Below are 26,653 nucleotides of genomic sequence, written 5' to 3'. Positions count from 1 at the left end.
GAACGGCAACCGGGCTAACGGTGGCGGCGGCCGGCCGGGTCCGCGCGGCGCTCGTCCGCAAGGCGGCGCGCCGGGCATGGGCGGCAGCGGCGCTGGCAAGCGTGCTGCGGGCGGCAATGCGCCGCGTGGCAATCGCCAGGGCGGCGCACAGCAGGGCCCGTCGCAGGGCAAGCCGGGCGGCGGCGCCGGCCGGGGCGCGCGCAATCGCTCGCGCGGCCGCTGAGCACAGCAAAGCGCAAAGAAATGCAAAAACGCCATTGGGAATCGGGTGCGATGGCCGCACCTGTTTCCGATGGCGAAAACAAGCGCTTTTACTCTTCGGGATCACGAAGACGAATCGACGTGAAATTGGGCTCAACAGGGCTGAAAGCGCGCGTTACGTTTGCGTTTATCCTGAAAAATGGCTAAAATCATGAAGTCGCTGGGCACGTAGTTTTTTTCGCTGCCCGGGTGCGACCTCGGTTGAAGATGATGGGCGTTGCGCCCATTTTTTTTTGGCTATTCGGTTCGGCATCTCGGGAGCAGGGTGCGCGCCCGCATGAAGGCGCTCGCTCGCAGGTGTTTTTGCGTGGAGCGCGCGAAACACCTTGGAGTTACTGTGCAACTGACGGAATTGATAGAAACCACGGTCTCGGGCCTTGGCTACGAGCTTGTCGATCTCGAGCGTTCGGGAGGCGGCATGCTGCGTATATATATCGACCAGCCGGCTGGTATCGCCATCGAAGACTGCGAGAAGGTCACGCGCCAGCTCCAATATTTGCTCGAAGTCGAGAACATCGATTACGACCGGCTCGAGGTATCGTCGCCGGGGCTCGACCGCCCGCTCAAGAAACTGGCGGATTTCGAGCGCTTCGCGGGGAGCGAAGTCTCCATCACGTTGAAAAAGCCGCTGGACGGGCGCAAATCGTTCCGTGGCATCTTGCACGCCCCTGACGGCGAAACGATCGGATTGGAATTTGAAGGGAAGGACGGCGCCGCGATGCTCGATTTCACGCTCGCGGACCTCGATAAGGCACGTCTCGTCCCCAAGGTTGATTTTAGGAGCCGCAAACAATGAGTCGCGAAGTATTGATGCTGGCGGATGCGCTGGCACGCGAAAAGAACGTCAACAAGGACGTCGTGTACGCAGCGCTGGAAGCTGCGCTTGCTTCCGCAACGAAGAAGCTCTTCGAGGAAGACGTGGATATCCGCGTCGCTATCGACCGTGAGAGCGGCGAGCATGAAACCTTCCGCCGCTGGCGCGTCGTGCCGGACGAGGCCGGCCTGCAAGAGCCGGATCAGGAAATCCTGCTGTTCGAAGCGAAGGAACAGAAGCCCGACGCAGAGGTGGACGACTTCATCGAGGAGCCGATTCCGTCGATCGAATTTGGCCGCATCGGCGCGCAGGCCGCCAAGCAGGTCATCCTGCAGAAGGTGCGCGACGCCGAGCGCGAGCAGATCCTGAACGACTTCCTCGAGCGCGGCGAAAAGATCATGACCGGCTCGGTGAAGCGCCTGGACAAGGGCAATTTCATCGTCGAGTCGGGCCGTGTCGAAGCGCTGCTGCGCCGCGACCAGCTTATTCCGAAGGAAAATCTGCGCGTGGGCGACCGCGTGCGCGCGTATATCGCGAAGGTCGACCGCACCGCGCGTGGTCCGCAGATCGAGCTCTCGCGCACCGCGCCCGAGTTCCTGATGAAGCTCTTCGAACTGGAAGTGCCGGAAATCGAACAGGGCCTGCTGGAAATCAAGGCAGCCGCGCGCGATCCCGGCGTGCGTGCGAAAATCGGGGTGATCGCCTACGACAAGCGCATCGACCCGATCGGCACGTGCGTCGGCATCCGCGGTTCGCGCGTGCAGGCCGTGCGTAACGAGCTCGGTGGCGAGAACGTCGACATCGTGCTATGGTCGGAAGATCCCGCGCAGTTCGTTATCGGCGCCCTCGCGCCGGCAGCCGTTCAGTCGATCGTCGTCGATGAAGAAAAGCACTCGATGGACGTCGTCGTGGACGAAAACGAGCTCGCCGTCGCCATCGGCCGCGCCGGCCAGAACGTGAGACTCGCAAGCGAACTCACCGGCTGGCAAATCAATATCATGACGCCGGACGAGTCGGCGTTGAAGCAGAACGAAGAGCGTGGCAAGTTGCGCGACCTGTTCATGGCGCGTCTGGATGTGGACGAGGAAGTCGCCGACATCCTGATCGACGAGGGCTTCACGAGCCTCGAAGAAATCGCCTACGTGCCGCTCAACGAAATGCTCGAAATCGAAGCCTTTGACGAAGACACCGTGCACGAGCTGCGCAATCGCTCACGCGACGCGCTGCTCACGATGGCGATCGCCAACGAAGAGAAAGTGGAAGGCGTCGCGCTCGAGCTGAAGAGTCTCGACGGCATGGACAACGAGCTGCTTGCAAAGCTCGCGGAGCACCAGATTCAGACCCGCGACGACCTCGCGGAGCTGGCAGTCGATGAACTGGTCGAAATGACCGGTATGGAAGAGGATGCCGCTAAGGCGTTGATCATGAAAGCACGTGAACACTGGTTCCAGTGAGAAATGACCATGGCGCACTGATATTTGGCGGCCTGTTTGGCCGCGTGACCCCGATCTAACCGCAAGGATATGTCCTTGCATCAAGAGGAATGAATGGCGAGTAACAACGTAGCCCAATTTGCCGCGGAACTCAAAATGCCTGCGGGCGTCCTGCTCGAGCAGTTGCAGGCGGCTGGCGTCCAGAAAGCGAGCGCGAATGACGACCTGTCTGAAACGGACAAGGCGCGTCTGCTCGATCATTTGCGCAAGTCGCACGGTTCCGCCGACGCCGACAAGCGCAAGATCACTTTGACCCGCCGGCATACGTCGGAAATCAAACAATCCGACGCAACGGGTAAAGCTCGCACCATTCAGGTCGAGGTGCGCAAGAAGCGTGTTTTCGTGAAGCGCGACGAACCCGGTCTCGAGCAGGCCGAGGCGGCGCCGAATCACGTCGAAGAGCCGGAAGTCGACGAGGCCGAACTGCAGCGCCGCGAGGAAGAAGCGCGTCACGCCGCCGAGCAGCTCGAACGCGAAGAGCGCGAGCTGAAGGAGCAACAGGCGAAGCTCGAACGCGAGGAAGCCGAGCGCCGCGCCCGCGAGGAAGCGGCGGAAGCCGAGCGCAAGAAGCAGGAAGAGGAAGCCGCGCGCCGTGCGGCGGCTGCGGCTCAGGCGGCGGAAATCTCGCGTGCGGCGCAGTCCGCGCGTCAGGAAGCGCGTACGCAGCCGGCGGTGGAAGCCAAGCCGGAACCGAAGCAGGACGATACCGCCCAGCGCGAAGCCGCCGAAAAGGCAGCGGAAGAGAAGGCCGCGAGTGAACGTGCTGCTCAGCGTGAAGCCGCGAAGAAGGCGGAAGAAGACGCGAAGGCAAAGGCCGACAAGGCGCGTCTGGAGCAGGAAGCCATCGCGAAGCGTCGTGCGGCGGCGGAAGCCGAAGCGCGTGCCATCCGCGAAATGATGAACACCCCGCGCAAGGCGCAGGTGAAGGCGCCGGAACCCGCGCCCGCACCGAAGCCGGTGGAAGCGGCGAAGGCCGCCGAAGCGAAGGGCACGCTGCACAAGCCCGCGCGACCGGAAGGCGCGCAGGCGGCACGTCCCGCGGCGGCGAAGAAGCCGGCTGCGCCTGGCACGACCGCTCCTGCATCGACGGCTCCGGCTGGCGCTGGCGACAAGAAGAAGGCTGGCAAGGGCGGCTGGCAGCAGGACGACGCATCGAAGCGCCGTGGCATGAAGACCCGTGGCGATTCGAGCGGCGGCGTCGATCGCGGCTGGCGCGGCGGTCCGAAGGGTCGCGGCAAGCATCAGGATCAGACCACGTTCCAGGCGCCGACCGAGCCGATCATCCGTGAAGTGCATGTGCCGGAAACCATCTCGGTGGCCGACCTCGCGCACAAGATGTCGGTGAAGGCTTCGGAAGTCATCAAGGTGATGATGAAGCTCGGCCAGATGGTCACGATCAACCAGGTGCTGGACCAGGAAACGGCGATGATCGTCGTCGAGGAACTGGGCCATCGCGCGGTCGCGGCAAAGCTGGACGATCCGGAAGCGCTGCTCGTCGAAGGCGAAGCCACGGAAGACACGGCAGAGAAGCTGCCGCGTCCGCCGGTCGTCACCGTCATGGGTCACGTCGACCACGGCAAGACCTCGCTCCTGGACTACATCCGTCGCGCGAAAGTGGCGGCGGGCGAAGCGGGCGGCATCACGCAGCATATCGGCGCGTATCACGTCGAAACGCCGCGCGGCGTCATCACCTTCCTCGACACGCCGGGTCACGAGGCCTTCACGGCCATGCGTGCGCGCGGTGCGAAGGCAACCGACATCGTCATTCTGGTGGTTGCAGCGGATGACGGCGTGATGCCGCAGACGAAGGAAGCGATCGCCCACGCGAAGGCGGGCGGCGTGCCGATCGTCGTCGCGATCAACAAGATCGACAAGCCGGAAGCCAACCCCGACCGCGTGAAGCAGGAACTCGTCGCGGAAGGCGTGGTGCCGGAAGAGTACGGCGGCGATTCGCCGTTCATCGAAGTGTCGGCGAAGACCGGCCGCGGCATCGACGATCTGCTGGAAAACGTGTCGCTGCAAGCCGAAGTGCTGGAACTGACCGCACCGGTCGAGGCAGCCGCGAAGGGCCTCGTGATCGAAGCCAAGCTCGACAAGGGCAAGGGTCCGGTCGCGACCATTCTGGTGCAGTCGGGCACGCTGAATCGCGGCGACGTGGTTCTCGCGGGCAGCGCCTACGGCCGCGTGCGCGCAATGCTGGACGAAACCGGCAAGCCGACGAAAACGGCAGGTCCGTCGATCCCGGTGGAAATCCAGGGTCTGTCGGAAGTGCCGGCGGCGGGCGAGGAAGTCATCGTGCTGCCGGACGAGCGCAAGGCGCGCGAAATCGCGCTGTTCCGTCAAGGCAAGTTCCGCGACGTCAAGCTGGCGAAGCAGCAGGCCGCCAAGCTCGAGAACATGCTCGAGCAGATGGGCGAAGGCGAAGTGCAGAACCTGCCGCTCATCGTCAAGGCGGACGTGCAGGGTTCGCAGGAAGCGCTGGTTCAGTCGCTGCAGAAGCTCTCGACCAACGAAGTGCGTGTGCAGATCGTGCACAGCGCGGTCGGCGCGATCAGCGAATCGGACGTCAACCTGGCGACGGCGTCGAAGGCCGTCATCATCGGCTTCAACACGCGTGCGGATGCGCAAGCCCGCAAGCTGGCCGAGTCGAACGGCATCGACATCCGCTACTACAACATCATCTATGACGCAGTGGATGAGGTGAAGGCAGCGATGTCCGGCATGCTCGCGCCGGAGAAGCGCGAGACGGTAACGGGCATGGTCGAGGTGCGTCAGGTCATTCGCGTGCCGAAGGTCGGTCTGATCGCGGGTTGTATGGTCACGGACGGCGTCGTCAAGCGTTCCTCGTCGGTGCGCGTGATCCGCAACAACGTCGTGATCCACACCGGCGAGCTCGATTCGCTCAAGCGATTCAAGGACGACGTCAAGGAAGTGCGTCAGGGCTTCGAGTGCGGTATGTCGATCAAGAACTTCAGCGACATCGTGGAAGGCGACCAGTTCGAAGTCTTCGAAGTGACGGAAGTGGCTCGCACACTGTAATGCGCTAGCCGCCGATAAAAGGGCGGGGTGAGCCTGGCGGCTCGCTCCGCCCTTTTTGCATCGGGCGGCAAGAAAAGAAACACGGAAACGACATCATGGCAAAAAAACGGACATCCCCGAACCGCAACGTGCAGATTGCGGACCAGATCCAGCGCGATCTTTCGGAACTCATGCGCGAGGTCAAAGACCCGCGCGTGGGTCTCGTGACGATTCAGAGCGTCGAGCTCACGCCCGACTACGCGCACGCGAAGATCTATTTCACGACGCTCACCGGCGATCCGAAACAGACCGAGCAAGGTTTGAATCACGCGGCGGGACATCTGCACAATATGCTGTTCAAGCGCCTGCATATCCATACGGTGCCCACGCTGCATTTCCACTACGACCAGACGATCGAGAAGGCCGTCGAGATGTCGCGTCTGATCGACGAAGCGAACGCCTCGCGCGCGAAGGACGCGGACGACGATCAGGAAGGCAAGTAAGCCATGAGTGGCACGGAAAAACAGGCGCGGCCGAAGATTGCGCGCCGCGCGCTGGACGGCGTGCTGCTGCTGGACAAGCCGCTCGGGCTGTCGAGCAACGATGCGCTCATCAAGGCGAAGCGGATTTATCTCGCGAAGAAGGCGGGCCACACCGGCACGCTCGATCCGCTCGCGACGGGTTTGCTGCCGCTTTGTTTTGGCGAGGCGACGAAGTTCTCGCAAGACCTGCTCGAAGCGGACAAGACTTACGAAGCGACCATGCGTCTCGGCATCCGCACGACGACCGGCGATGCCGAAGGCGAGGCCATCGACACGCGTGACGTAACGTGCGACCAGGCCGCGGTTTCAGAAGCGATGACGAAGTTTCTCGGCGAAATCACGCAGGTTCCGCCGATGTACTCCGCGCTGAAACGCGACGGCAAGCCGCTCTACGAATACGCTCGTGCAGGTCAGACGGTGGAACGCGAAGGCCGTCAGGTGACGATTCACGCGTTGCAGTTGCTCTCGTGCTCGCTGCCGCTCGTGACGTTTCGCGTGACGTGCAGCAAGGGCACATACGTGCGCACGCTGGCGGAAGATATCGGCGAGGCGCTCGGTTGCGGCGCGCATCTGACGGCGCTGCGGCGCACGGGCGTCGGCGCGTTGACGCTGGAGCACGCGGTCACGCTGGACGAACTCATTGGCATGAACGAAGCGGAGCGCGATGCACGGCTTCAGCCTGTCGACGCGCTTCTGTCCACCTTTCCCGCGGTTGAACTGAACGACGAAGCGACCCAGCGCTTTCTTCACGGCCAGCGCTTGCGGCTCGCGGACGTCGTGCAAACGCGCCTCGAAGAAGGTCGCGTGCGTGTCTATGCGCGAGAAGGCGGTCGCCTGCTCGGCGTGGCGCGTGCGGGCGAAGGTGTGCTCGCGCCCGAACGATTGATCGTCACGGCGCAATAAAAAAGAGCCCGGTTGAGCGATCGACCGGGCTCTCTTCATTCCACGAGCGGCAATTCGGTCAGTGCGCCGCCGATGCCGCCGCTGCCGAATCCCCACCGCCCGAACGCTCGGGCCGCGTGATCCAGATCAGCGCGATCAGCGCGACGAAAATCCCCGCCGAGATATAGAACATGTCGTTCACGCCGAGCTGCGCGGCCTGCTGCGTCGCCATGCTGTTGTACAGGCCGTAGGTCTGATCCTTCGAGAAGCCGAGCGCGCCCATCTGCTGCATCGAGTTTGCGAAGACAGGGTTATACGAGTTCGCCTGCTCGACGAGTTGCGCGTGATGCACGATCGAACGATGTTCCCACGCGGTCGAGAAAATCGACGTGCCGATGCCGCCGCACATGATCCGCACGAAGTTCGACAAGCCCGACGCCGCCGGAATCCGATGCCCCGGCAAACCCGACAGCGTGATCGACACGAGCGGAATGAAGAAGCCCGCCATGCCGATGCCCTGAATCACCGTCGGCACCGTGAGCGCCCAGGTATCGACGCCCGTCGTATAACGCGAGCGCATCCAGAAGCACAGCGCGAACACGAGAAACGCGGCGGTCGCGATATAGCGCGGATCGGTTCGGGGCAGGAACTTGCCGGTGATCGGCGAAAGCAGGATCGCGAACAGGCCGACCGGCGCCATCACGAGGCCGGCGTTCGTCGCGGTGTAGCCGATATCCGTTTGCAGCCACAGCGGCAGCAGCACGAGATTGCCGAAATAGAGCCCGTAGCCGATCGACAGCGCGATCGTCCCGCCCGTGAAATTGCGCAATTCGAACAGCGACAGATCCACGACCGGATGCTCCGCCGTCAGCTCCCACACGATGAAGAACGCGAACGAGATCACCGCGATCAGCGCGAGCACGACGATCGTCGTCGAGTTGAACCAGTCGAGATCCTTGCCCTTGTCGAGCATGACCTGCAGCGAGCCGACCCAGATCACGAGCAGCGCGAGCCCGACGGTGTCGATCGGCGCCTTGCGGATCGCGGAATCGCGGTCGCGGAAGATCGCGAAGGTGGCGAGCGCCGCCGCGATACCGACCGGGATGTTCACGTAGAAGATCCACGGCCACGAGATGTTGTCGGAGATCCAGCCGCCGAGCACCGGGCCCGCGACCGGCGCGATGAGCGTGGTCATCGACCACATCGAGAGCGCCATCGGCGCTTTTTCGCGCGGATAGCTCGCGAGCAGGAGCGTCTGCGACAGCGGGATCATCGGGCCAGCGACGGCGCCTTGCAGCACGCGCGCGGCGAGCAGGAACGGCAGCGTCGGCGCGAGGCCGCAGAGCCACGACGCGAGCACGAAAAGGATGATCGAGCCGAGGAACAGCCGCACCTGGCCGATGCGCTGCGTAAGCCAGCCGGTGAGCGGTACCGAGATCGCATTCGCTACCGCGAACGACGTGATGACCCACGTGCCCTGATCCGACGACACGCCGAGGTCGCCGGAGATCGACGGAATCGAGACGTTCGCGATCGACGTGTCGAGCACGTTCATGAACACGGCGAGCGATACGGCAATCGTCCCGATGACGAGCTTTCCGCCCGACAGCGGCGGGTGAACGACGTTTTGCGAAGACATGAGGCGAATCCGCTTACATCAGCTTGGCGGCGGATGCGGACTTCGTCGCCTTACCGCGCGCCGACGACGGCGTGTTCTGCGCCGACGAACCCGCGCCCGTGCCCGCGTTCTGCTGGATGATGCGCGCGATTTCCTGATCGGCCTGCGCGCCGTAGTTGTCGAACACGTTGGTCTGGTAGACCGTGTTCTGCGCGTTGCCGAGCTGGCCGCCTTCCTCGTTCTTGATCGTCACGTCGACGTTCATCGAAAGGCCGATGCGCAGCGGATGCTGTTCCAGTTCCTTCGGATCGAGCTGGATACGCACCGGCAGACGCTGGACGACCTTGATCCAGTTACCCGTCGCGTTCTGCGCGGGCAGCAGCGAGAACGCCGAGCCCGTGCCGGCCGAGAAGCCGATGACCTTGCCGTGATACACGACGCTCGAACCGTACAGGTCGGCCGTCAGTTCCACGGGTTGCCCGAGGCGCATGTGCTTCAACTGCACTTCCTTGAAGTTCGCGTCGACCCACACGCCGTTGAGCGGCACGATCGCCATCAGCGGATTGCCCGGCGAGACGCGCTGGCCGACCTGCACCGAGCGCTTCGCCACATAGCCCGTCACCGGCGCCGGCAGCGTGTTGCGCGCGAAGTTGATGTACGAGTCGCGCACCTTGGCGGCGGCGGCGAGCACGTTCGGATGATCGGCGATCGTCGTGTTGGCCGTGAGCGAACGGTTCGACGCGAGTTCCTGCTCGGCGGAGTCGAGCGCGGCCTGCGCGCCACGGACCGCATCGCGGGCGTGCGAGATTTCTTCCTGCGACACCGCGCCCGTCTGCGCGACCTGCATGCGGCGCTTCAGATCGTCCTGCGCGCGCGACAGATCCGAGCGGCGCAACGCGATCTGCGCTTCGTACTGGTTGTTGTTCACGAAGAACGTGCGTACCTGACGCACGGTCTGCGCGAGATTCGCCTCGGCCTGATCGAGCGCGACCTTGGAGTCGGCCGGATCGAGCGCGACGAGCGGATCGCCGACCTTCACGGTCTGCGTGTCGTCCGCGTTCACCGAGATCACCGTGCCGACGACCTGCGGCGTGATCTGCACGACGTTGCCGTTGACATAGGCGTCGTCGGTGGCTTCGTGGAAGCGCGCGACGAGGAAGTAATACAGCCCGTACGCGACGGCGGCGATGATGATGACGAGCACGATCAGCGTCATCAGCCGGCGGCGTTTGCCGTTGCTTTGCTTCGGCGCGGGCGCGGCGGCGGTTTGTTGAGGGTCGCTCATGAAAGACTCCGAATAATCCGTATTGGTCTTGATGCGTGTTCTTGTGCGCGGCTTACTTCGACGGCGCGGCCTGATTTGCCGCTTGCGTGCTCGCCGGATTCTGCCCGTTACCGCCGATCGCGAGATTCGTGCTCGTCGCGTCGAAGCCACCGCCGAGCGATTTGATCAGCGCGATTTGCAGATCGGTGCGCTTCAGGCGCAGATTCGTCACGGTCTGCTCGTTGGCGAGGCGGTTTTCGTCGGCGTTGAGCACCTGCAACTGCGGCGACAGGCCGGCCTTGTAGCGGATCACCGCGAGCTGATAGGCGCTCGATGCCGCCGCGAGTGCGCGCTGGGCGTCGGCCATCTGCTTGTCGAGCGAGCGGATCGCGGAAATATTGGTCGCGACGTCGTTCATCGCATTGATGAGCGTCTGATTGTAGTTCGCGACGTCGCCCTCGAAGTCGGCGTAACGGCCCTTCAACTGGCCGCGCAGGGCGCCTGCATCGAAGATCGGCAGATGAATCGCCGGCCCGATCTGGATCTGGCGGCTGCTCGCCTGCAGGAAGCGGCCCCAGCCGAAAGCGTCGAAACCGAAGCCTGCCGCGAGGTTGATGTCCGGGAAGAACTCGGCCTTCGCTTCCTTGATATTGTGCGTCGCGGCTTCGACCTGCCAGCGCGCGGCGACGATATCCGGGCGGCGCGCGACGAGGTCGGCGGGGACGTTGTCGGGCAGCGCCACGTTGACGTCCGGATTGATCACGGGCTTGGCGATCTGCAGGCCGCGGTCCGGACCCTTGCCGAGCAGCGCGGCGAGCTGATAGCGGACGGTTTCGATCTGTCCGTCGAGCTCGGTCGAGTTCGTCTGGCTCGTCGCGACGTTGCCTTCCGCGGTGCGTCGCTCGACGTTGGTGTCGAGCCCGGCCGCGACGCGCCCGTTCGTGATGCGCCCGACGTCCTGGCGGTTCGCGATCTCGCGCTGGGCGACGTCGCGCAATGCGTAGAGCAGCGCAAGCTGGTTATACGTGCGCGCGACCGATGTCGCCAGCGTCACGCGCGCCTGCTGCATGTCCGCCTCGGCGGCTTTTTGCTGCGACACCGCCATGTTCAGCCGCGAGCGGTTCTTGCCCCACAGATCGAGTTCCCACGACGCGCTCGCGAGCACGTTGTTCTCGCTGTACCAGGTGCCGCCGTAGGGAGGCGGGAAGAGCGCGTTGGCCGAATACAGCTCGCGCGTCCACGAATACGATCCGTTGACCTTCGGATAGAGCGCCGAGCGCGACGTCTCGATATACGCCGACGCCTTCGCAATGCGCGACTGCGCCTGCGCGATGGTCGGATTGTCCGCGAGCGCCTCGTCGATCAGTTGCGGCAACTGCGGATCGCCAAACTGCTTCGCCCAGTCGAGCGCCGGCCACTGGCCGCCTTGTCCCGGCAGGCTCTGCGTGGCATCGAAGTTTTCAGGCGAGGCAATCTGCTTGTCGCTCGAAATGCCCGCGTAGTTCGCGCAACCCGCGAGCGCGAGCGCAGCCATCGCGGCAGCCACGGCGCTCTTCACGCGACGCTCGCCGGGCAGCGCGGACAAGGAAAGGTGGTTCATATCTCGTCTCTTGAGAAGAGAATTAAAGATGGACGTTGCAATCATTTTGTAGGCTCGCGATGACAAATTTGCTTGTCATCGCAATGACGTACCAGGCTTATCGTTGGCATGAAGCAGCGACGCGACGGAAGGATCGCAGGAATTTGCCAGAATCCGCCGCAGCATACTTTTCAGGAAGCCCACTTCTTCGGGCGTGAAGCCCGCGAGCAGGTTATCCAGCACGCGCGTAAAGATGGCGGGAATCTTCTCGGCCGTTGCCTGGCCTTCGTCCGTCAGCGCGAGGCGCACGACGCGCCGGTCTTCCTCGCTGCGTACGCGCGAGAGCAGGCCGCGCTTTTCCAGCCGGTCGATGAGGCGCGTCACGGCGCTCGCGTCGATCCCGTATTCGCGAGCGATGTCCGCGGCCGTCAGGCACTTGCCGACTGCCAGCATGAAGAGGATGCTTGCCTGTGTGCTCGTGATGCCGAGTTCGGATGTCGTGTGTTGCGTGACCATGTTCCACATGGTCGAGCGCACCCGGCCTATCAGGTAGCCGACGCTCTCGGCGAACACATAGTCGCCGATGGCCGCAGATTTCGGAGCGTCGCTCATGGAAATAATTGTGCGATTGCAATAGTTGACTAGGCAGGATTATAGGCAAGCGTTTCAGTCGCTGCAAGACTCTTTTCTGAAACCGCTTAACAATCGACCCTGCGCGGCTGCGACGCGCAGGGTCGAGACCCAAGACTTACGGGTTGAGTCCTATTGCAAGGGAACGACATCCATGCGTGCTATAATTTACGGTTCTCACCGCGCCGGGCCCGCATAGTCATGCTTGCATGACGGTTTCAAGGGGGGTTTGCCGAGCCATGAAGTCTCGCTGAAGAGACTCGCTCCGACGGCGCACAACCAAGACATCTCTATATGACTCGCGCCCTCCGCAATATCGCCATCATTGCCCACGTCGACCACGGCAAGACCACGCTCGTCGACCAGTTGCTCCGCCAGTCGGGCACGTTCCGGGAAAACCAGCAGGTCGCCGAGCGCGTCATGGACTCGAACGACATCGAAAAGGAACGTGGCATCACGATTCTTGCGAAGAACTGCGCCGTCGAATACGAAGGCACGCACATCAATATCGTCGATACGCCGGGCCACGCCGACTTCGGCGGTGAAGTGGAGCGCGTGCTGTCGATGGTCGATTCCGTGCTGCTGCTCGTCGACGCCGTCGAAGGCCCGATGCCGCAGACGCGCTTCGTCACGAAGAAGGCGCTCGCGCTGGGTCTGAAGCCGATCGTCGTCATCAACAAGGTGGACCGTCCGGGCGCGCGTATCGACTGGGTGATCAACCAGACTTTCGATCTCTTCGACAAGCTCGGCGCGACCGAAGAGCAGCTCGACTTCCCGATCGTTTATGCGTCGGGTCTGAACGGCTACGCGGGCCTCTCGCCCGAAGTGCGCGAAGGCACGATGCGTCCGCTCTTCGAAGCCATTCTCGAACACGTGCCGGTTCGTCCGGCCGATCCGGACGGCCCGCTGCAACTGCAAATCACGTCGCTCGACTACAACTCGTACGTCGGACGTATCGGCGTGGGCCGTGTCGCGCGTGGCCGCATTCGCCCCGGCATGCAGGTGGCGGTGCGTTCGGGGCCGGACGGCGCGATCATCAATCGCAAGATCAATCAGGTGCTGTCGTTCCACGGTCTCGAGCGCGTGCAGGTCGAAGAAGCGCAGGCCGGCGATATCGTGCTGATCAACGGCATCGAGGAAATCGGCATCGGCGTGACGATCTGCTCGCCGGACAATCCCGAAGCGCTGCCGATGATCACCGTCGACGAACCGACGCTCACGATGAACTTCCTCGTGAATTCGTCGCCGCTCGCGGGCAAGGAAGGCAAGTTCGTGACGAGCCGCCAGATTCGCGACCGTCTCACGAAGGAACTGAACCACAACGTGGCGCTGCGCGTGAAAGACACCGGCGACGAAACCACGTTCGAAGTGTCGGGCCGCGGTGAACTGCATCTGACGATTCTCGTCGAGAACATGCGCCGTGAAGGCTACGAACTCGCGGTGTCGCGTCCGCGCGTCGTGCTGCAGGAAATCGACGGCGTGAAGTGCGAGCCGTATGAAAACCTGACGGTCGATATCGAAGACCAGCATCAGGGCGGCGTGATGGAAGAACTCGGCCGCCGCAAGGGCGAAATGCTCGACATGACCTCCGACGGCCGCGGCCGCACGCGTCTCGAGTACAAGATTTCGGCGCGCGGTCTGATCGGCTTCCAGAGCGAGTTCCTGACGCTCACGCGCGGCACGGGTCTGATGAGCCACACGTTCGATTCGTACGCGCCGGTGAAGGAAGGCTCGGTCGGCGAGCGTCGTAACGGCGTGCTGATCTCGCAGGACGACGGCGCCGCCGTCGCCTATGCACTGTGGAAGCTGCAGGATCGCGGCCGCATGTTCGTGTCGCCGGGCGATGCGCTCTATGAAGGCATGATCATCGGCATTCACAGCCGCGACAACGACCTCGTCGTGAACCCGATCAAGGGCAAGCAGCTGACCAACGTGCGCGCGTCGGGCACCGACGAAGCCGTGCGCCTCGTGCCGCCGATCCAGCTTTCGCTGGAATACGCGGTCGAGTTCATCGACGATGACGAGCTCGTCGAAGTGACGCCGCAGTCGATCCGTCTGCGCAAGCGTCATCTGAAGGAGCACGAGCGCCGTCGCGCGAGCCGTGAAGCGAACGCCGAGTAAGTTTCAGGCGTCGGTCGCATCGGCAGAACAAAAGCCGCCTTCGGGCGGCTTTTGCTTTTTTCGTCGGCATGCAAGAGACCCTTGCGTATCTCATAAAAGCCCGCACATGCTTGTTGCGTAAAGGATGACGACGGCAGGCACATGCGGCGATCCGTCATATGACTATTCGTTCTGTGCTATGCTTCTTCGATTAGCTGTCGCTTTTTAGGTCCTTCCAAGCAGACTTGATTCGCGCAATCCGCTAAACGGTCAGGCCGTGGCGCGGAAGGTTTCTTAACCCGCACTTCCTCGAGAAACTCGAAGAAAGGTGAGCGTAAAATGATGAAGCAATTCCAGTCGAACTCTTATCTGTTCGGCGGTAATGCTCCGTACGTCGAAGAGTTGTACGAGCAATATCTCGATAATCCCGCGTCAGTGCCCGAGACCTGGCGAGCCTACTTCGATGCGTTGCAGAACGTGCCCGCATCGGACGGCACGGCTCATAACGACGTGGCCCACGGCCCCATCGTCGAGTCGTTTGCTCAGCGCGCAAAGGCGAACGCCTTCCTGCCGCGCGAAAGCACAGGCGACCTCACCACCGCGCGCAAGCAGGTCTACGTCCAATCGCTGATCGGCGCGTACCGCTTCCTCGGCACGCAATGGGCGAACCTCGATCCGCTCAAGCGCCGCGAGCGTCCCGCGATCCCCGAACTCGAACCCGGCTTTTACGACTTCACCGAAGCCGACATGGATCAGGTGTTCAACGCGAACAACCTGTACTTCGGTTTCGAGCAGGCATCGCTGCGCGACATCGTCAAGGCGCTGCGCGACACGTACTGCGGCACGATCGGCGCCGAATTCATGTACATCAGCGATCCGGAGCAGAAGCGCTGGTGGAAGGAGAAGCTCGAGTCGATCCGCTCGACGCCGAACTTCACGAACGAAAAGAAAAAGCACATCCTGAACCGCCTGACGGCCGCCGAAGGCCTCGAGCGTTTCCTGCACACCAAGTATGTCGGCCAGAAGCGCTTCTCGCTGGAAGGCGGCGAGAGCTTCATCGCGTCGATGGACGAAGTCGTCCGTCACGCGGGCAAGAGCGGCGTGCAGGAAATCGTCATCGGCATGGCGCACCGTGGGCGTCTGAACGTGCTGGTCAATACGCTCGGCAAGATGCCGGCGGACCTGTTCGCCGAATTCGAAGGCAAGCACGTCGATGACCTGCCGGCCGGCGACGTGAAGTATCACAAGGGCTTCTCGTCGGATGTCGCCACCGAAGGCGGCCCGGTTCACCTGTCGCTCGCGTTCAACCCGTCGCACCTGGAAATCGTGAATCCGGTGGTCGAAGGTTCGGCCAAGGCGCGTATGGATCGCCGCGGCGACGAAGAAGGTCTGCAAGTGCTGCCGGTGCAAGTGCACGGCGACGCGGCCTTCGCGGGCCAGGGCGTCGTGATGGAAACGCTGAACCTCGCGCAGACGCGCGGCTACGGCACGCACGGCACGCTTCACATCGTCATCAACAACCAGATCGGCTTCACCACGTCAGACCCGCGCGATGCGCGCTCGACGCTGTACTGCTCGGACGTCGTCAAGATGATCGAGGCGCCGGTGCTGCACGTGAACGGTGACGATCCCGAAGCCGTCGTGCTCGCCACGCAGCTCGCAATCGACTTCCGCATGAAGTTCCACAAGGACGTGGTCGTCGACATCATCTGCTTCCGCAAGCTGGGCCACAACGAGCAGGACACGCCGGCGGTCACGCAGCCGCTGATGTATAAGACCATCGCCAAGCATCCGGGCACGCGCGCCGTCTACGCGGAAAAGCTCGTGCAGCAAGGCGTGATCACGGCCGACGACGCCGACCGGTTCATCAAGGAATATCGTCAGGCGATGGACGAAGGCCATCACACGATCGATCCCGTGCTCTCGAACTACAAGAGCAAGTACGCGGTCGACTGGGTGCCGTTCCTGAACCGCAAGTGGACCGACGCGGCTGACACGGCGGTTCCGCTCGCCGAACTGAAGCGTCTCGCCGAGCGCATCACGACGATTCCCGAGAACTTCAAGGTTCACCCGCTCGTCGAGCGCGTGATCAACGACCGCCGCGCGATGGGTCTCGGCGAAGCCAAGCTCGACTGGGGCATGGGCGAGCATCTCGCGTTCGCGTCGCTGGTCGCATCGGGCTACGCCGTGCGTCTGACGGGCCAGGACTCCGGTCGCGGCACGTTCACGCATCGTCACGCGGTGCTGCACGATCAGAACCGCGAGCGCTGGAACGACGGCACCTACATTCCGCTGCAGAACATCGCGGAAGGCCAGGCCAAGTTCACGGTGATCGACTCCGTGCTGTCCGAAGAAGCGGTGCTCGGCTTCGAGTACGGTTATTCGACGGCCGAACCGAACACGTTCGTCGCGTGGGAAGCGCAGTTCGGCGACTTCGTGAACGGCGCGCAGGTCGTGATCGACCAGTTCATCTCGTCGGGCGAAGTGAAGTGGGGCCGCGTTTCGGGTCTCACGATGATGCTCCCGCACGGCTACGAAGGTCAGGGTCCGGAGCACTCGTCGGCGCGTATCGAACGCTTCCTGCAACTGTGCGCGGACCACAACATGCAGGTGGTCCAGCCGACGACGCCGGCGCAGGTCTTCCACCTGCTGCGCCGTCAGATGATCCGCCTGTTCCGCAAGCCGCTCATCATCTTCACGCCGAAGTCGCTGCTGCGTCACAAGGAAGCCGTGTCGGATCTGACGGAACTGTCGAAGGGCTCGTTCCAGCCGGTCATCGGTGAAGTCGAACAAGGCATCGAGCCGAAGAAGGTCAAGCGCGTGGTCGTGTGTTCGGGCCGCGTGTACTACGACCTCGTCGCGCATCGCCGCGAAGCGAAGAGCAACGATGTCGCCATCGTGCGTATCGAGCAGCTGTATCCGTTCGCGCACAAGCAGTTCGACGCGGAAATCAAGAAGTACGAGAACGCGACGGAAGTGGTCTGGGTGCAGGACGAGCCGCAGAACCAGGGCGCCTGGTTCTACGTCGAGCACCATCTGCGCGAAGGCATGCGCGACGGCATGAAGCTGGCCTACAGCGGCCGTCCGGCTTCGGCGTCGCCGGCAGTCGGCTACTACGCGAAGCACTACGAGCAGCAGAAGGCGCTCGTGGAAGGCGCGTTCGGCCGCCTGAAGGGCGCGCAGATCATCGCGAAGTAAGCAACGCTCGAGAGACCGGGCGCGCACGCCGCAGCCCGGTCCCGACGCTCGAACACACAGACACGCATTAGGACAATACAGAAATGGCTATCGTAGAAGTCAAGGTTCCCCAGCTTTCCGAGTCGGTCTCGGAAGCGACCATGCTGCAATGGAAGAAGAAGCCGGGTGAGGCTGTCGCCCAGGACGAAATCCTCATCGAAATCGAGACCGACAAGGTCGTGCTGGAAGTGCCTGCGCCGTCCGCGGGCGTTCTGGCGCAAGTGATCAAGCACGACGGCGATATCGTCACCGCCGATGAACTCATCGCGAAGATCGACACCGAAGCGAAAGCGGGCGAAGCGCCTGCCGCCGTCGCCGCTGCCGGCGACGCCGAAGTGAAACCCGCGCCGGTCGCGGAAACGACCGCCGCCGCTGCCCCGGCTGCTGCGCAAGCGTCGGCGGGCGGCGCTGCTTCGCCTGCCGCGACGAAGATTCTGGCCGAGAAGGGCGTTTCGGCGGATCAGGTTTCCGGCTCGGGCCGCGACGGCCGCATCACGAAGGGCGACGCGCTCGCCGCTTCGGCATCGGCTCCGGCGCCTGCCAAGGCCGCTGCTCCGGCTCCGGCCGCCGCCCCCGCGCGCGCCGCCAAGCCCGCGCTGCCGCAAGTGTCGGCGCCGGCATCGGCCGATCAATGGCTCAAGGACCGTCCGGAACAACGCGTGCCGATGTCGCGTCTGCGTGCGCGTATCGCCGAGCGTCTGCTCGAATCGCAGCAAACCAACGCCATTCTGACGACGTTCAACGAAGTCAACATGGCGCCGGTCATGGATCTGCGCAACAAGTACAAGGATCGCTTCGAGAAGGAACATGGCGTGAAGCTCGGCTTCATGTCGTTCTTCGTGAAGGCCGCCGTGCATGCGCTGAAGAAGTTCCCGCTCGTGAACGCGTCGATCGACGGTAACGACATCGTCTATCACGGCTATTTCGACATCGGTATCGCGGTCGGTTCGCCGCGCGGTCTGGTGGTGCCGATCCTGCGCAACGCGGATCAAATGAGCCTCGCCGACATCGAGAAGAAGATCGCCGAATTCGGCCAGAAGGCGAAGGACGGCAAGCTGTCGATCGAGGACATGACCGGCGGCACGTTCTCCATCTCGAATGGCGGCGTGTTCGGTTCCATGCTGTCGACGCCGATCATCAACCCGCCGCAGTCCGCGATTCTCGGCGTGCACGCGACGAAGGAACGCGCCGTGGTGGAAAACGGCCAGATCGTGATCCGCCCGATGAACTACCTCGCGCTGTCGTACGACCACCGCATCATCGACGGCCGCGAAGCCGTGCTGTCGCTGGTCGCGATGAAGGACGCGCTGGAAGATCCGGCCCGTCTGCTGCTGGACCTGTAAGAAAAAGCAATTCGCCTCGATGCGCGCGATAGGCTCGCGCGCATCGCACGAGGCTGCTCTGCATGAGCGGAGCCAGACCAAAGGAAAGTCATGTCCAAGGAATTTGATGTCGTCGTGATCGGCGCGGGCCCCGGCGGCTATATCGCGGCGATTCGCGCAGCGCAGCTCGGCAAGACGGTTGCGTGTATAGAGAAATGGAAGAATCCGGCGGGCGCGTTGAAGCTCGGCGGCACGTGCCTGAATGTGGGCTGCATTCCGTCGAAGGCGCTGCTCGCGTCGTCGGAAGAATTCGAAAATGCGTCGAAGCATCTGGCCGATCACGGCATCAGCGTGTCGGACGTGAAGCTCGACGTGTCGAAGATGCTGGCGCGCAAGGACGGCATCGTCGAGAAGATGACGAAGGGCATCGAGTTCCTGTTCCGCAAGAACAAGATCACGTGGCTCAAGGGTCATGGCAAGTTCACCGGCAAGAATGCTGCCGGCGTGCAGATCGAAGTGTCGGGCGAAGGCGAGACGGAAGTCGTCACGGCGAAGAACGTGATCATCGCGACGGGCTCGAAGGCGCGTCATCTGCCGAACATTCCGGTCGATAACAAGATCGTCGCGGACAACGAAGGCGCGCTGTCGTTCGACGCCGTGCCGAAGAAGCTCGCCGTGATCGGCGCGGGCGTTATCGGTCTGGAACTCGGCTCGGTGTGGCGGCGTCTCGGCGCGGACGTGACCGTGCTCGAAGCGCTGCCGCAGTTCCTCGGCGCGGCGGACGAATCGCTCGCGAAGGAAGCCGCGAAACAGTTCAAGAAGCAGGGTCTCGATATTCACCTCGGCGTGAAGATCGGCGAAGTGAAGACGTCGGACAATGGCGTTTCGATCGCTTACACGGACAACGCGGGCAACGCGCAGACGCTGGAAGCGGATCGCCTGATCGTGTCGATCGGCCGCGTGCCGAACACCGATAACCTCGGCCTGGAAGCGATCGGCCTGAAGGCGAACGAGCGCGGTTTCATCGACGTCGACGACCATTGCGCGACGAGCGTGCCGAACGTGTACGCAATCGGCGACGTGGTGCGCGGCCCGATGCTCGCGCACAAGGCGGAAGACGAAGGCGTGGCGGTGGCGGAGATCATCGATGGTCAGAAGCCGCATATCGACTACAACTGCGTGCCGTGGGTCATCTACACGGAACCGGAAATCGCGTGGGTCGGCAAGACGGAACAGCAGCTCAAGGCCGAAGGCCGCGAGATCAAGACCGGCCAGTTCCCGATGATGGCCAACGGCCGCGCGCTCGGCATCGGCAAGGCTGAAGGCTTCGTCAAGATGATCGCCGACGCGAAGACCGACGAGATCCTCGGCGTGCACGTGATCGCGGCGGACGCATCGGATCTGATCGCGGAAGCCGTTGTCGCGATGGAGTTCAAGGCGGCGTCGGAAGATATCGGCCGCATTTGCCATCCGCATCCGTCGCTGTCGGAAGTGATGCGTGAAGCGGCGCTGGCCGTCGACAAGCGCGCGTTGAACATGTAATCGAGCTCGGCTTCGGGCAGTCAGGCATCGCACACGAAGGCGAGCGGATCAAACCGCTCGCCTTCGTCACTTCAAACGGCAGAAGATGAACGTCACCGAATACTACGAAAGCGAACTGCGCACGCGGGGTTATCAATCGGACGAGGCGCAGCTCGCGGCGGTCGCGCGCCTGCAGCAGTGCTACGAAGAGTGGGTCGCATACAAGTCGCGCCGCTCCAACGCGCTCAAGAAGTTTCTCGTGCGTCCGGACCTGCCGCGCGGTGTCTACATGTGGGGTGGCGTCGGACGCGGCAAGAGCTTCCTGATGGACAGCTTCTATGCCGTCGTGCCGGTGCAGCGCAAGACGCGGCTGCATTTTCACGAGTTCATGCGCGAAGTGCATCGCGAGCTGGAAGAGCTGAAAGGGCAGGCCGATCCGCTCGACGAACTGGCGAAACGCATCGCCAAACGATACAGGCTGATCTGCTTCGACGAATTCCACGTCTCGGATATCGCCGACGCGATGATTCTCTATCGTCTGCTCGACCGCCTCTTCAAGAACGGCGTGCAGTTCGTGATGACGTCCAATTACGAGCCGGACACGCTGTATCCGGAAGGGCTGCATCGCGATCGTCTTCTGCCCGCGATCGAACTCATCAAGGAGCATCTCGACGTGCTCAACGTCGATGCCGGCACCGACTACCGCAAGCGCACGCTCTCGCAGGTGAAGGCGTATCACACGCCGCTCGGTGCGGCGGCGAGCGAAGCGTTGCGCGCGGACTACGCGAAACTCGCGGCCGTGCCCGACGAGAGCCCGATCCTGCACATCGAAAAGCGCGAGATCAAGGCGCTGCGTAAGGCCGACGGCGTCGTGTGGTTCGACTTCGCGACGCTCTGCGGCGGCCCGCGCTCGCAGAACGACTATCTCGAGCTGTCGAACCGGTTCCATGCGGTGATCCTGTCGGACGTGCCGCAGATGACGCCGCGCATGGCGTCCGAAGCGCGCCGCTTCACGTGGCTCATCGATGTCTTCTACGACCACAAGGTGAAGCTGCTGATGTCGGCGGCCGTTCCCGCGGAAGAGCTGTACGTGGAAGGACCGATGGCCAACGAATTCGCGCGCACGGTTTCGCGCATTATCGAGATGCAGTCGAAGGAGTATCTGGAGGCGCCACGACGCGTCGCGGATATCTCGCTCACCTAATACGAGTATCAAAAATCTGCGGTTAGCCAATCGGCATAAGGCTTTGGGGGCTATTTCAAGATTCGGATCACTCCGATTTGCCGGCTTTCGGGTACTCGGTATCGTCGATGCCGGTTATCAGTCAGCAAATTGGAGAAACTACCGTGAAGCCCTACCGCGACATGTCCGACGAAGAATGGCAGATGGTCGCACCGCTGCTTCCCGAACTGCGCCCGCGTCTGGAGTTGCGTGGCCGGCCGCTCGCCAACACCCGCGCCGTGCTCAACGGTGTGCTCTGGGTGATGTACAGCGGCGCGTCGTGGTCCACGCTGCCGCGCAAATATCCGTCGTATCAGACGTGTCATCGGCGTTTCAAGACGTGGCACGAGTCGGGCGTCCTGCTGCGCGTCATGTCGCAACTGTTCGGGCCGGCGGGAGAGTCGCTCTATGCGTTGATGACATCGCGCATGCGCGTGCCGCCGGAGTTCAAGCCCGAGAGTGTCGGCTTGCCCGAAGGCGTGCAAGTGGTCGAGGTGCATCACCGTCACGCCGCATGATCTCGTCGAACTAACGCACGAGATAAAGCAAAGCCGGTCGAAGACATATAGCTTCGACCGGCTTTGTCCTTTCTGGAACTTACTGCTGGCGCAGCCAGGTCTGCGAACGCCCCAGCAACGACACGCCGATATACCCGCGCACGACGAGCTTCTGCCCGCCGTCCTCCATCTTCATCTTGCACTTGTAGAGCTTGCCGTTCTCGGGATCGAGAATCTGGCCGCCGTCCCATGCATCGCCGTTCTGCCGCATGCCGGTGATGATCGTCATGCCCTTGACCAGTTGATCCTTCCGCTCGTCGGTGCAGGCCGTGCAGCGTCGCTCGGGATGATCGAACTCGCCGATGCCGCGCACGACTTTGCCCGACAACTGGCCGCTCCCGTCGTCGACGATCTGGATGATCGCTTTAGGCTTGCCGGTCTGATCGTCGATGGTTTGCCAGGTGCCGACGGGCGTCGCCGCTTGCGCAAAAACGCTCGCGGCGAAGGTGGCGCAGAGCGCGCCGAGCATCACGCGCGCGCCGCGCGAGCCGATGGAACGGGTCATGTCGTCTCCTTGTTGTGATCGCCCGAGCATACGAGAAGCGACCGCTCCCGTCTGGGAGGAAACGTTCTAGCGGCGCGCGTTCAAGACTCAGACGCCGCCTTTCAGACCCGCTTCGAGTGTGGCGAACGTGCGCTCGTCGGTGCGATCGAAATGCAGCGGCGTGACCGAGACCCGGCCGGACGCGACCACCGCCGTTTCGCTATCGGGCGAATTCGGGCGCGGGCCGCGCTGAAAGCGCAGCCAGTGATAGTCGATGCCGCGCGGATCGACGAGCGGCAGCACATCGATGCCTTCCACGAGGCCGACGCCCTGCCGCGTCACGGTCAGCGGTCCGGCGGCGGCCGCATCGCAATCAGGGAAGTTGACGTTCAGGCACGTGGGCGCGTCGTGGGAGATCGCGAGCAACTGCCGGATCACGCCTGGCGCGAGCGCGCGCGCCGTATCCCAGCGCACGTTCTCGCGGTCGGTGAAGGTCTGGCTGAGTGCGATCGAGGGCAGGCCGAGCAGCAGGCCCGTCATCGCCGCGCCGACGGTGCCGGAGAACATCGTCTCGACGCCGAGATTCGCGCCGCGGTTGATGCCCGAGAGCACGAGCGTGGGCGGCGCGTCCTTCATGATATGGCGCGCGCCCATCACGACGCAGTCGCCGGGCGTGCCCTGCACGCCGTAGCGCCGCTCGCCCTGGCGCGACACGCGCAGCGGCGAATGCAGGCTGATGGAGTGCGACGTGCCGCTTTGATCGTGCTCGGGCGCGATGACCCAGACTTCGTGCGCGAGTTCGGCGGCGACGGCTTCCAGCGCGGCTAAGCCGGGCGCGTCGATGCCGTCGTCGTTGGTGATGAGCACACGCTGCACGATGGGTGAGAGGGCGGACATCGCGAATCGCTCCTTGGTCGATGGTGAAAAGTATCGACCGATTATTACAGAGTTCGCGTATTCGGGCGTCCGCTGCCCGGTTCTTCCTGACGCCTTACTTTACGCCCAGGCCGCGCAGCACCGCGTTGCCGTCTTCGGTCAGACGCAGTTTCGGCGCGCCCATGTCCGGCGACACGATCTCGACATAGCCATATTCCTGCAACGAGGCGACGTCGGGCGTGGCGGCCATCACGTCGATGGGCGCGTGAAACAGCAACAGCAACGTTGCGATTTCGTGATGGCTCAGAAGCCTTTTGATGGCTCGCACGGGTGCGGAAGCCGGACGGCGGAGGTTCATGAACGAATTCCTCAAGTTTGCATGACGATGTGCGGCGCTTCTGGCGCGGTGCCTCTGCGCGGACCTTGATGTCGATGGAGTGCGGGAAGGTTATCGGCCGACTCTTAGGCGAAACTTAAAACACGCGGCGCGCGACGCGGCACGTTGTTACATCCGATGTCACGAGTTCAGCGTTCATTTCATCGGCGTGCCGCTCAGAAGCGATAGTCAGGATTCTTCGGGTCGAACGTCAGATCATCGAAGGGTTTGATCTCGATGCGCTCGAACACGACGCTTTCGAAAATATTGCCGTCGTTGTCGTACGACTCCACCGTGCGGAAAACCGGCCGCTCGAGGTCGAGCCCGAGCACTTCCTTCTTCGCGTAGAACTCGGGCTGTCCCGTGGGCGTTTCATACGTGAGCGCGACGGCGCGCAGTCCGTCGATCATCTTCACCTCGATATTTGACGGCTTCGTGATGCCCGCTTCGGCGAACCTGCGCCCTTCGTCGATGAAGCGCTGCGTGATCGCGACGATGCCGAGCTCGCGGATCGAATGATTCGATTGCGCGCGGGCGAAGGCGCCGTTCACCGACGTCCACATCGGCACGACGCCCAGCAAGCCGCCCAGATGACCGTAGAGCTGGTCGGGGCGTTTGGAATCGTCGTAGATGACTTCCTGGCCCGCATGCGCGCCATCGGGCAGCCATTTTGCGTAGATGCGCAAGGGCTCGCGCGTGACGCGCACGAGCATGTGATCCGCGCGCTTCGGCCACTTGCCTTTGATGCGCTCGCGCCGGCGCATCGTGAATTCGCAGGACTGGAAGTCGTCCAGGCCTTCCTGCAAATAGCGCGGCAGCGTGCGCGCGTCGAGCGAGTGAAACAGGGCGACGAGTTGCGCGTCGTCGAGTTTCGCGAGCGCGCCGCTTTCGGCCGAGCGCGAGAGCCATTGCGCCTGCTGCTCGACGCTCAGGTCACCGACGCGCGCGACGTCATCGATTGCATCCGCGCGCGCACCCGAAGACGCGAGCGCGAGCACGAGACACAACAGGCCCGCGCACGCGAGCAGCAAGTCAGAAGCTTGGCGGCATCGCGCACGCGGCATGAGCATCTCCGAAAGTCAGTCCTGCGATTTTCGTGGTTTTAATTCGGCGTCGCGCAATTCGCGTCTGAGGACCTTGCCGATCGTCGTGAGCGGCAGCGTGTCGCGGAACTCGACGTAGGATGGCACCTTGTAGCCGGTCAGGTGTAAACGGGCGAACTTCAGCAGTTCTTCCACCGTGAGCGCGTCGTCGCGACGCACGACGAACGCCTTCACGCGCTCGCCCGTCACCGGATCGGGCACGCCCACGGCGGCCACCGCGCGCACTTTGGGATGCGCGGCGAGCACTTCCTCGATTTCGTTCGGATACACATTGAAGCCCGACACGATCATCATGTCCTTCTTGCGGTCGATGAGCCGGATGATGCCGCGCGCGTCCATCACGCCGATGTCGCCGGTCGCGAGCCAGCCGTCCGGATCGATGGCTTTCGCCGTGTCCTCGGGACGGTTCCAGTAGCCTTTCATCACTTGCGGGCCCTGCACGCAGAGTTCGCCCGGTTCGTCGACGTTCGCCCATGCGCCATCGTCGCGGCGCATGCGCACGAGCGTGGAGGGCACCGGCACGCCGATGGTGCCGTCGAATTCGCTCGCGCCGTGAGCATCGAGCGGCGTCGCGGCGACGAGCGGCGAACATTCGGTGAGGCCGTAGCCTTCGACGAGCGTCTGGCCGGTCATCGCCCTGAAGCGCTCGGCGATCACGCGCTGAGTCGCCATGCCGCCCGCCATCGCGAGCTTGAGCGCCGAGAAGTCGCGCTCTCGGAACGCGTCGTTGTCCATGAGCGCGCTGTAGAGCGTGTTGAGCGCGGTGATCGCCGTGAAGTTTTCGTGACGCAGCGTGCGCATGAGCGCGTCGATATCGCGCGGATTGACGATCAGCACGTTGCGCGCGCCGATCGCGAGAAAGGCGAGCGCATTCACCGTCAGCGAATAGATGTGATAGAGCGGCAACGGCGTGACGATGATTTCCTCGCCATCGACGAGCTGTCCGCCTGCCCATGCGAGCGCCTGCAGCAGATTGGCGATGACATTGCGATGCGTGAGCATCGCGCCCTTCGCGACGCCCGTCGTGCCGCCGGTGTACTGAATGAACGCGATGTCGCCATGACCGACGCGCACCGGCTCGAACTTCTGCCGCGCGCCGCGCGCGAGCGCCTGCGGCAGACGGACCGCATCGGGCAGCGCGTACGCGGGCACCTGCTTCTTCACATGACGCAGGAACAGATCGATTGCGCGGCCTTTCACATTGAGGCCGTTGCCGAGCAGATCGCCGAGCCCGGTCACGACGATATTCCTCACACGCGAGCCCGGCTGCGCGTCCTGCACGGTCTTCGCGAAGTTCTCGAACACGACGACCGTCTGCGCGCCGCTATCCTTGAGCTGATGGCTCAGTTCGCGCACCGTGTAGAGCGGATTCACGTTGACGACGATCGCGCCCGCGATCAGCGTGCCGAAAAGCGCGACGGGATAGACCAGCGTGTTGGGCATCATCAGCGCGACGCGATCGCCGGGCTTCACGCCGATGCTTTGCAGATACGACGCGAACGCATGCGCCTTCTCGCCGAGCGTAGCGAATGTCAGCTCGGAGCCGAGACTCACGAACGCGACGCGATCCCGAAACCGCTCGACGCACTCGTCGAAGAAATGCGCGAGCGAGCGATAGCGCGAAGGATCGATGTCTCGCGTGACATACGGCGGATACGACGCGTACCAGATGCCGTCCGTCGCGTGCGGCGTAAAAGCCCCGCGCGGCGCTGTCTGTCCCGGGCTCATGTGGTGTCTCCGTCGGCGCGCTTCGT

General features: G+C 63.2%; 20 protein-coding genes and 1 pseudogene. 12 read left to right on the top strand and 9 right to left on the bottom strand.

What is annotated here, in order from left to right:
• The 6 genes and pseudogenes from PQR08_RS32240 to truB form a co-directional block, all read left to right on the top strand.
• Nucleotides 1-223 (top strand): annotated as a pseudogene (locus PQR08_RS32240) (23S rRNA pseudouridylate synthase B); the annotation flags it as partial.
• Nucleotides 224-598: 375 nt separating this feature from the next.
• Nucleotides 599-1,057, top strand: a complete 459-nt coding sequence (gene rimP, locus PQR08_RS32235) for a ribosome maturation factor RimP (protein ID WP_250483721.1) — start codon at nucleotides 599-601, stop codon at nucleotides 1,055-1,057.
• Nucleotides 1,054-2,529 carry a transcription termination factor NusA gene (nusA, locus tag PQR08_RS32230; protein WP_035501118.1) on the top strand — a complete coding sequence of 492 codons (1,476 nt, stop codon included), beginning with the start codon at nucleotides 1,054-1,056 and terminating at the stop codon, nucleotides 2,527-2,529. The genes rimP and nusA overlap by 4 nt, the downstream gene beginning before the upstream one ends.
• Nucleotides 2,530-2,622: 93 nt before the next feature.
• Complete coding sequence (infB, locus tag PQR08_RS32225) at nucleotides 2,623-5,607, top strand: translation initiation factor IF-2 (protein WP_250483720.1); 2,985 nt, start codon at nucleotides 2,623-2,625, stop codon at nucleotides 5,605-5,607.
• A gap of 95 nt (nucleotides 5,608-5,702) precedes the next feature.
• Nucleotides 5,703-6,089: a 30S ribosome-binding factor RbfA gene (rbfA, locus tag PQR08_RS32220; RefSeq protein ID WP_035501116.1), complete on the top strand. Its 387-nt coding sequence runs from the start codon at nucleotides 5,703-5,705 to the stop codon at nucleotides 6,087-6,089.
• 3 nt (nucleotides 6,090-6,092) lie between these two features.
• A complete protein-coding gene (gene truB / locus PQR08_RS32215) occupies nucleotides 6,093-7,031 on the top strand; it encodes a tRNA pseudouridine(55) synthase TruB (protein WP_250483719.1) in 939 nt (312 codons plus the stop codon).
• A 58-nt stretch (nucleotides 7,032-7,089) separates the two neighbouring features.
• Here truB and PQR08_RS32210 read toward each other — a convergent pair whose 3' ends face one another.
• The 4 genes from PQR08_RS32210 to PQR08_RS32195 all read right to left on the bottom strand — a co-directional run bounded on the left by PQR08_RS32210 (nucleotide 7,090) and on the right by PQR08_RS32195 (nucleotide 12,083).
• Nucleotides 7,090-8,649, bottom strand: coding sequence for a DHA2 family efflux MFS transporter permease subunit (locus PQR08_RS32210; protein WP_238292997.1), 1,560 nt, complete (start codon nucleotides 8,647-8,649; stop codon nucleotides 7,090-7,092).
• A gap of 13 nt (nucleotides 8,650-8,662) precedes the next feature.
• On the bottom strand, nucleotides 8,663-9,913 hold the full coding sequence (locus PQR08_RS32205) for an HlyD family secretion protein (RefSeq protein WP_238293001.1): 1,251 nt from the start codon (nucleotides 9,911-9,913) through the stop codon (nucleotides 8,663-8,665).
• A 52-nt stretch (nucleotides 9,914-9,965) separates the two neighbouring features.
• Nucleotides 9,966-11,492 carry an efflux transporter outer membrane subunit gene (locus PQR08_RS32200; protein WP_250483718.1) on the bottom strand — a complete coding sequence of 509 codons (1,527 nt, stop codon included), beginning with the start codon at nucleotides 11,490-11,492 and terminating at the stop codon, nucleotides 9,966-9,968.
• A 75-nt stretch (nucleotides 11,493-11,567) separates the two neighbouring features.
• Nucleotides 11,568-12,083 (bottom strand): MarR family winged helix-turn-helix transcriptional regulator, encoded by a 516-nt coding sequence (locus tag PQR08_RS32195; protein WP_187604563.1) that lies wholly within the window; start codon nucleotides 12,081-12,083, stop codon nucleotides 11,568-11,570.
• A gap of 312 nt (nucleotides 12,084-12,395) precedes the next feature.
• Between PQR08_RS32195 and typA the strand changes: the two genes are divergently transcribed.
• From typA to PQR08_RS32165, 6 genes are all read left to right on the top strand, one after another.
• Nucleotides 12,396-14,222, top strand: a complete 1,827-nt coding sequence (typA, locus tag PQR08_RS32190; RefSeq protein WP_035501110.1) for a translational GTPase TypA — start codon at nucleotides 12,396-12,398, stop codon at nucleotides 14,220-14,222.
• 318 nt (nucleotides 14,223-14,540) lie between these two features.
• Nucleotides 14,541-17,399: a 2-oxoglutarate dehydrogenase E1 component gene (locus PQR08_RS32185; RefSeq protein ID WP_238214297.1), complete on the top strand. Its 2,859-nt coding sequence runs from the start codon at nucleotides 14,541-14,543 to the stop codon at nucleotides 17,397-17,399.
• 83 nt (nucleotides 17,400-17,482) lie between these two features.
• Nucleotides 17,483-18,781: a 2-oxoglutarate dehydrogenase complex dihydrolipoyllysine-residue succinyltransferase gene (gene odhB, locus PQR08_RS32180; protein WP_187604565.1), complete on the top strand. Its 1,299-nt coding sequence runs from the start codon at nucleotides 17,483-17,485 to the stop codon at nucleotides 18,779-18,781.
• A gap of 90 nt (nucleotides 18,782-18,871) precedes the next feature.
• The gene (gene lpdA, locus PQR08_RS32175) at nucleotides 18,872-20,302 is read left to right on the top strand and encodes a dihydrolipoyl dehydrogenase (RefSeq protein ID WP_238214299.1); all 1,431 of its coding nucleotides are present in this window, start codon (nucleotides 18,872-18,874) and stop codon (nucleotides 20,300-20,302) included.
• A gap of 85 nt (nucleotides 20,303-20,387) precedes the next feature.
• Entirely contained in the window at nucleotides 20,388-21,485 is a 1,098-nt protein-coding gene (gene zapE / locus PQR08_RS32170; RefSeq protein ID WP_187604567.1) for a cell division protein ZapE, read from the top strand.
• Nucleotides 21,486-21,628: 143 nt separating this feature from the next.
• A complete protein-coding gene (locus PQR08_RS32165; RefSeq protein WP_035501104.1) occupies nucleotides 21,629-22,021 on the top strand; it encodes a transposase in 393 nt (130 codons plus the stop codon).
• 79 nt (nucleotides 22,022-22,100) lie between these two features.
• Here PQR08_RS32165 and PQR08_RS32160 read toward each other — a convergent pair whose 3' ends face one another.
• The 5 genes from PQR08_RS32160 to PQR08_RS32140 form a co-directional block, all read right to left on the bottom strand.
• Entirely contained in the window at nucleotides 22,101-22,565 is a 465-nt protein-coding gene (locus tag PQR08_RS32160; RefSeq protein WP_250483717.1) for a DUF2147 domain-containing protein, read from the bottom strand.
• A gap of 87 nt (nucleotides 22,566-22,652) precedes the next feature.
• Nucleotides 22,653-23,441, bottom strand: a complete 789-nt coding sequence (gene surE / locus PQR08_RS32155; protein ID WP_250483716.1) for a 5'/3'-nucleotidase SurE — start codon at nucleotides 23,439-23,441, stop codon at nucleotides 22,653-22,655.
• 94 nt (nucleotides 23,442-23,535) lie between these two features.
• Nucleotides 23,536-23,778, bottom strand: a complete 243-nt coding sequence (locus PQR08_RS32150; protein ID WP_238214301.1) for a hypothetical protein — start codon at nucleotides 23,776-23,778, stop codon at nucleotides 23,536-23,538.
• A 194-nt stretch (nucleotides 23,779-23,972) separates the two neighbouring features.
• Nucleotides 23,973-24,860, bottom strand: coding sequence for a DUF1571 domain-containing protein (locus PQR08_RS32145; protein ID WP_250483715.1), 888 nt, complete (start codon nucleotides 24,858-24,860; stop codon nucleotides 23,973-23,975).
• Nucleotides 24,861-24,875: 15 nt separating this feature from the next.
• Nucleotides 24,876-26,627: an AMP-binding protein gene (locus tag PQR08_RS32140; protein ID WP_250483714.1), complete on the bottom strand. Its 1,752-nt coding sequence runs from the start codon at nucleotides 26,625-26,627 to the stop codon at nucleotides 24,876-24,878.
• Nucleotides 26,628-26,653 lie beyond the last annotated feature (26 nt).

Origin of the sequence: Caballeronia jiangsuensis (assembly GCF_046030135.1) — a bacterium.
Taxonomy (GTDB): Bacteria; Pseudomonadota; Gammaproteobacteria; order Burkholderiales; family Burkholderiaceae; genus Caballeronia; species Caballeronia jiangsuensis.
The sequence above is the reverse complement of the archived record's forward strand: the minus strand, read 5'-3'. Positions and strand labels throughout refer to the sequence as shown.

What these genes read in the sequence shown, in the direction of transcription:
- infB (WP_250483720.1), top strand. Translation starts at nt 2,623, where the DNA reads ATGGCGAGTAACAACGTAGCCCAATTTGCCGCGGAACTCAAAATGCCT.
- PQR08_RS32145 (WP_250483715.1), bottom strand. Translation starts at nt 24,860, where the DNA reads ATGCCGCGTGCGCGATGCCGCCAAGCTTCTGACTTGCTGCTCGCGTGC.
- lpdA (WP_238214299.1), top strand. Translation starts at nt 18,872, where the DNA reads ATGTCCAAGGAATTTGATGTCGTCGTGATCGGCGCGGGCCCCGGCGGC.
- PQR08_RS32200 (WP_250483718.1), bottom strand. Translation starts at nt 11,492, where the DNA reads ATGAACCACCTTTCCTTGTCCGCGCTGCCCGGCGAGCGTCGCGTGAAG.
- truB (WP_250483719.1), top strand. Translation starts at nt 6,093, where the DNA reads ATGAGTGGCACGGAAAAACAGGCGCGGCCGAAGATTGCGCGCCGCGCG.
- PQR08_RS32195 (WP_187604563.1), bottom strand. Translation starts at nt 12,083, where the DNA reads ATGAGCGACGCTCCGAAATCTGCGGCCATCGGCGACTATGTGTTCGCC.
- PQR08_RS32205 (WP_238293001.1), bottom strand. Translation starts at nt 9,913, where the DNA reads ATGAGCGACCCTCAACAAACCGCCGCCGCGCCCGCGCCGAAGCAAAGC.
- rbfA (WP_035501116.1), top strand. Translation starts at nt 5,703, where the DNA reads ATGGCAAAAAAACGGACATCCCCGAACCGCAACGTGCAGATTGCGGAC.
- odhB (WP_187604565.1), top strand. Translation starts at nt 17,483, where the DNA reads ATGGCTATCGTAGAAGTCAAGGTTCCCCAGCTTTCCGAGTCGGTCTCG.
- zapE (WP_187604567.1), top strand. Translation starts at nt 20,388, where the DNA reads ATGAACGTCACCGAATACTACGAAAGCGAACTGCGCACGCGGGGTTAT.
- PQR08_RS32160 (WP_250483717.1), bottom strand. Translation starts at nt 22,565, where the DNA reads ATGACCCGTTCCATCGGCTCGCGCGGCGCGCGCGTGATGCTCGGCGCG.
- PQR08_RS32185 (WP_238214297.1), top strand. Translation starts at nt 14,541, where the DNA reads ATGATGAAGCAATTCCAGTCGAACTCTTATCTGTTCGGCGGTAATGCT.
- surE (WP_250483716.1), bottom strand. Translation starts at nt 23,441, where the DNA reads ATGTCCGCCCTCTCACCCATCGTGCAGCGTGTGCTCATCACCAACGAC.
- typA (WP_035501110.1), top strand. Translation starts at nt 12,396, where the DNA reads ATGACTCGCGCCCTCCGCAATATCGCCATCATTGCCCACGTCGACCAC.
- PQR08_RS32150 (WP_238214301.1), bottom strand. Translation starts at nt 23,778, where the DNA reads ATGAACCTCCGCCGTCCGGCTTCCGCACCCGTGCGAGCCATCAAAAGG.
- PQR08_RS32140 (WP_250483714.1), bottom strand. Translation starts at nt 26,627, where the DNA reads ATGAGCCCGGGACAGACAGCGCCGCGCGGGGCTTTTACGCCGCACGCG.
- nusA (WP_035501118.1), top strand. Translation starts at nt 1,054, where the DNA reads ATGAGTCGCGAAGTATTGATGCTGGCGGATGCGCTGGCACGCGAAAAG.
- PQR08_RS32210 (WP_238292997.1), bottom strand. Translation starts at nt 8,649, where the DNA reads ATGTCTTCGCAAAACGTCGTTCACCCGCCGCTGTCGGGCGGAAAGCTC.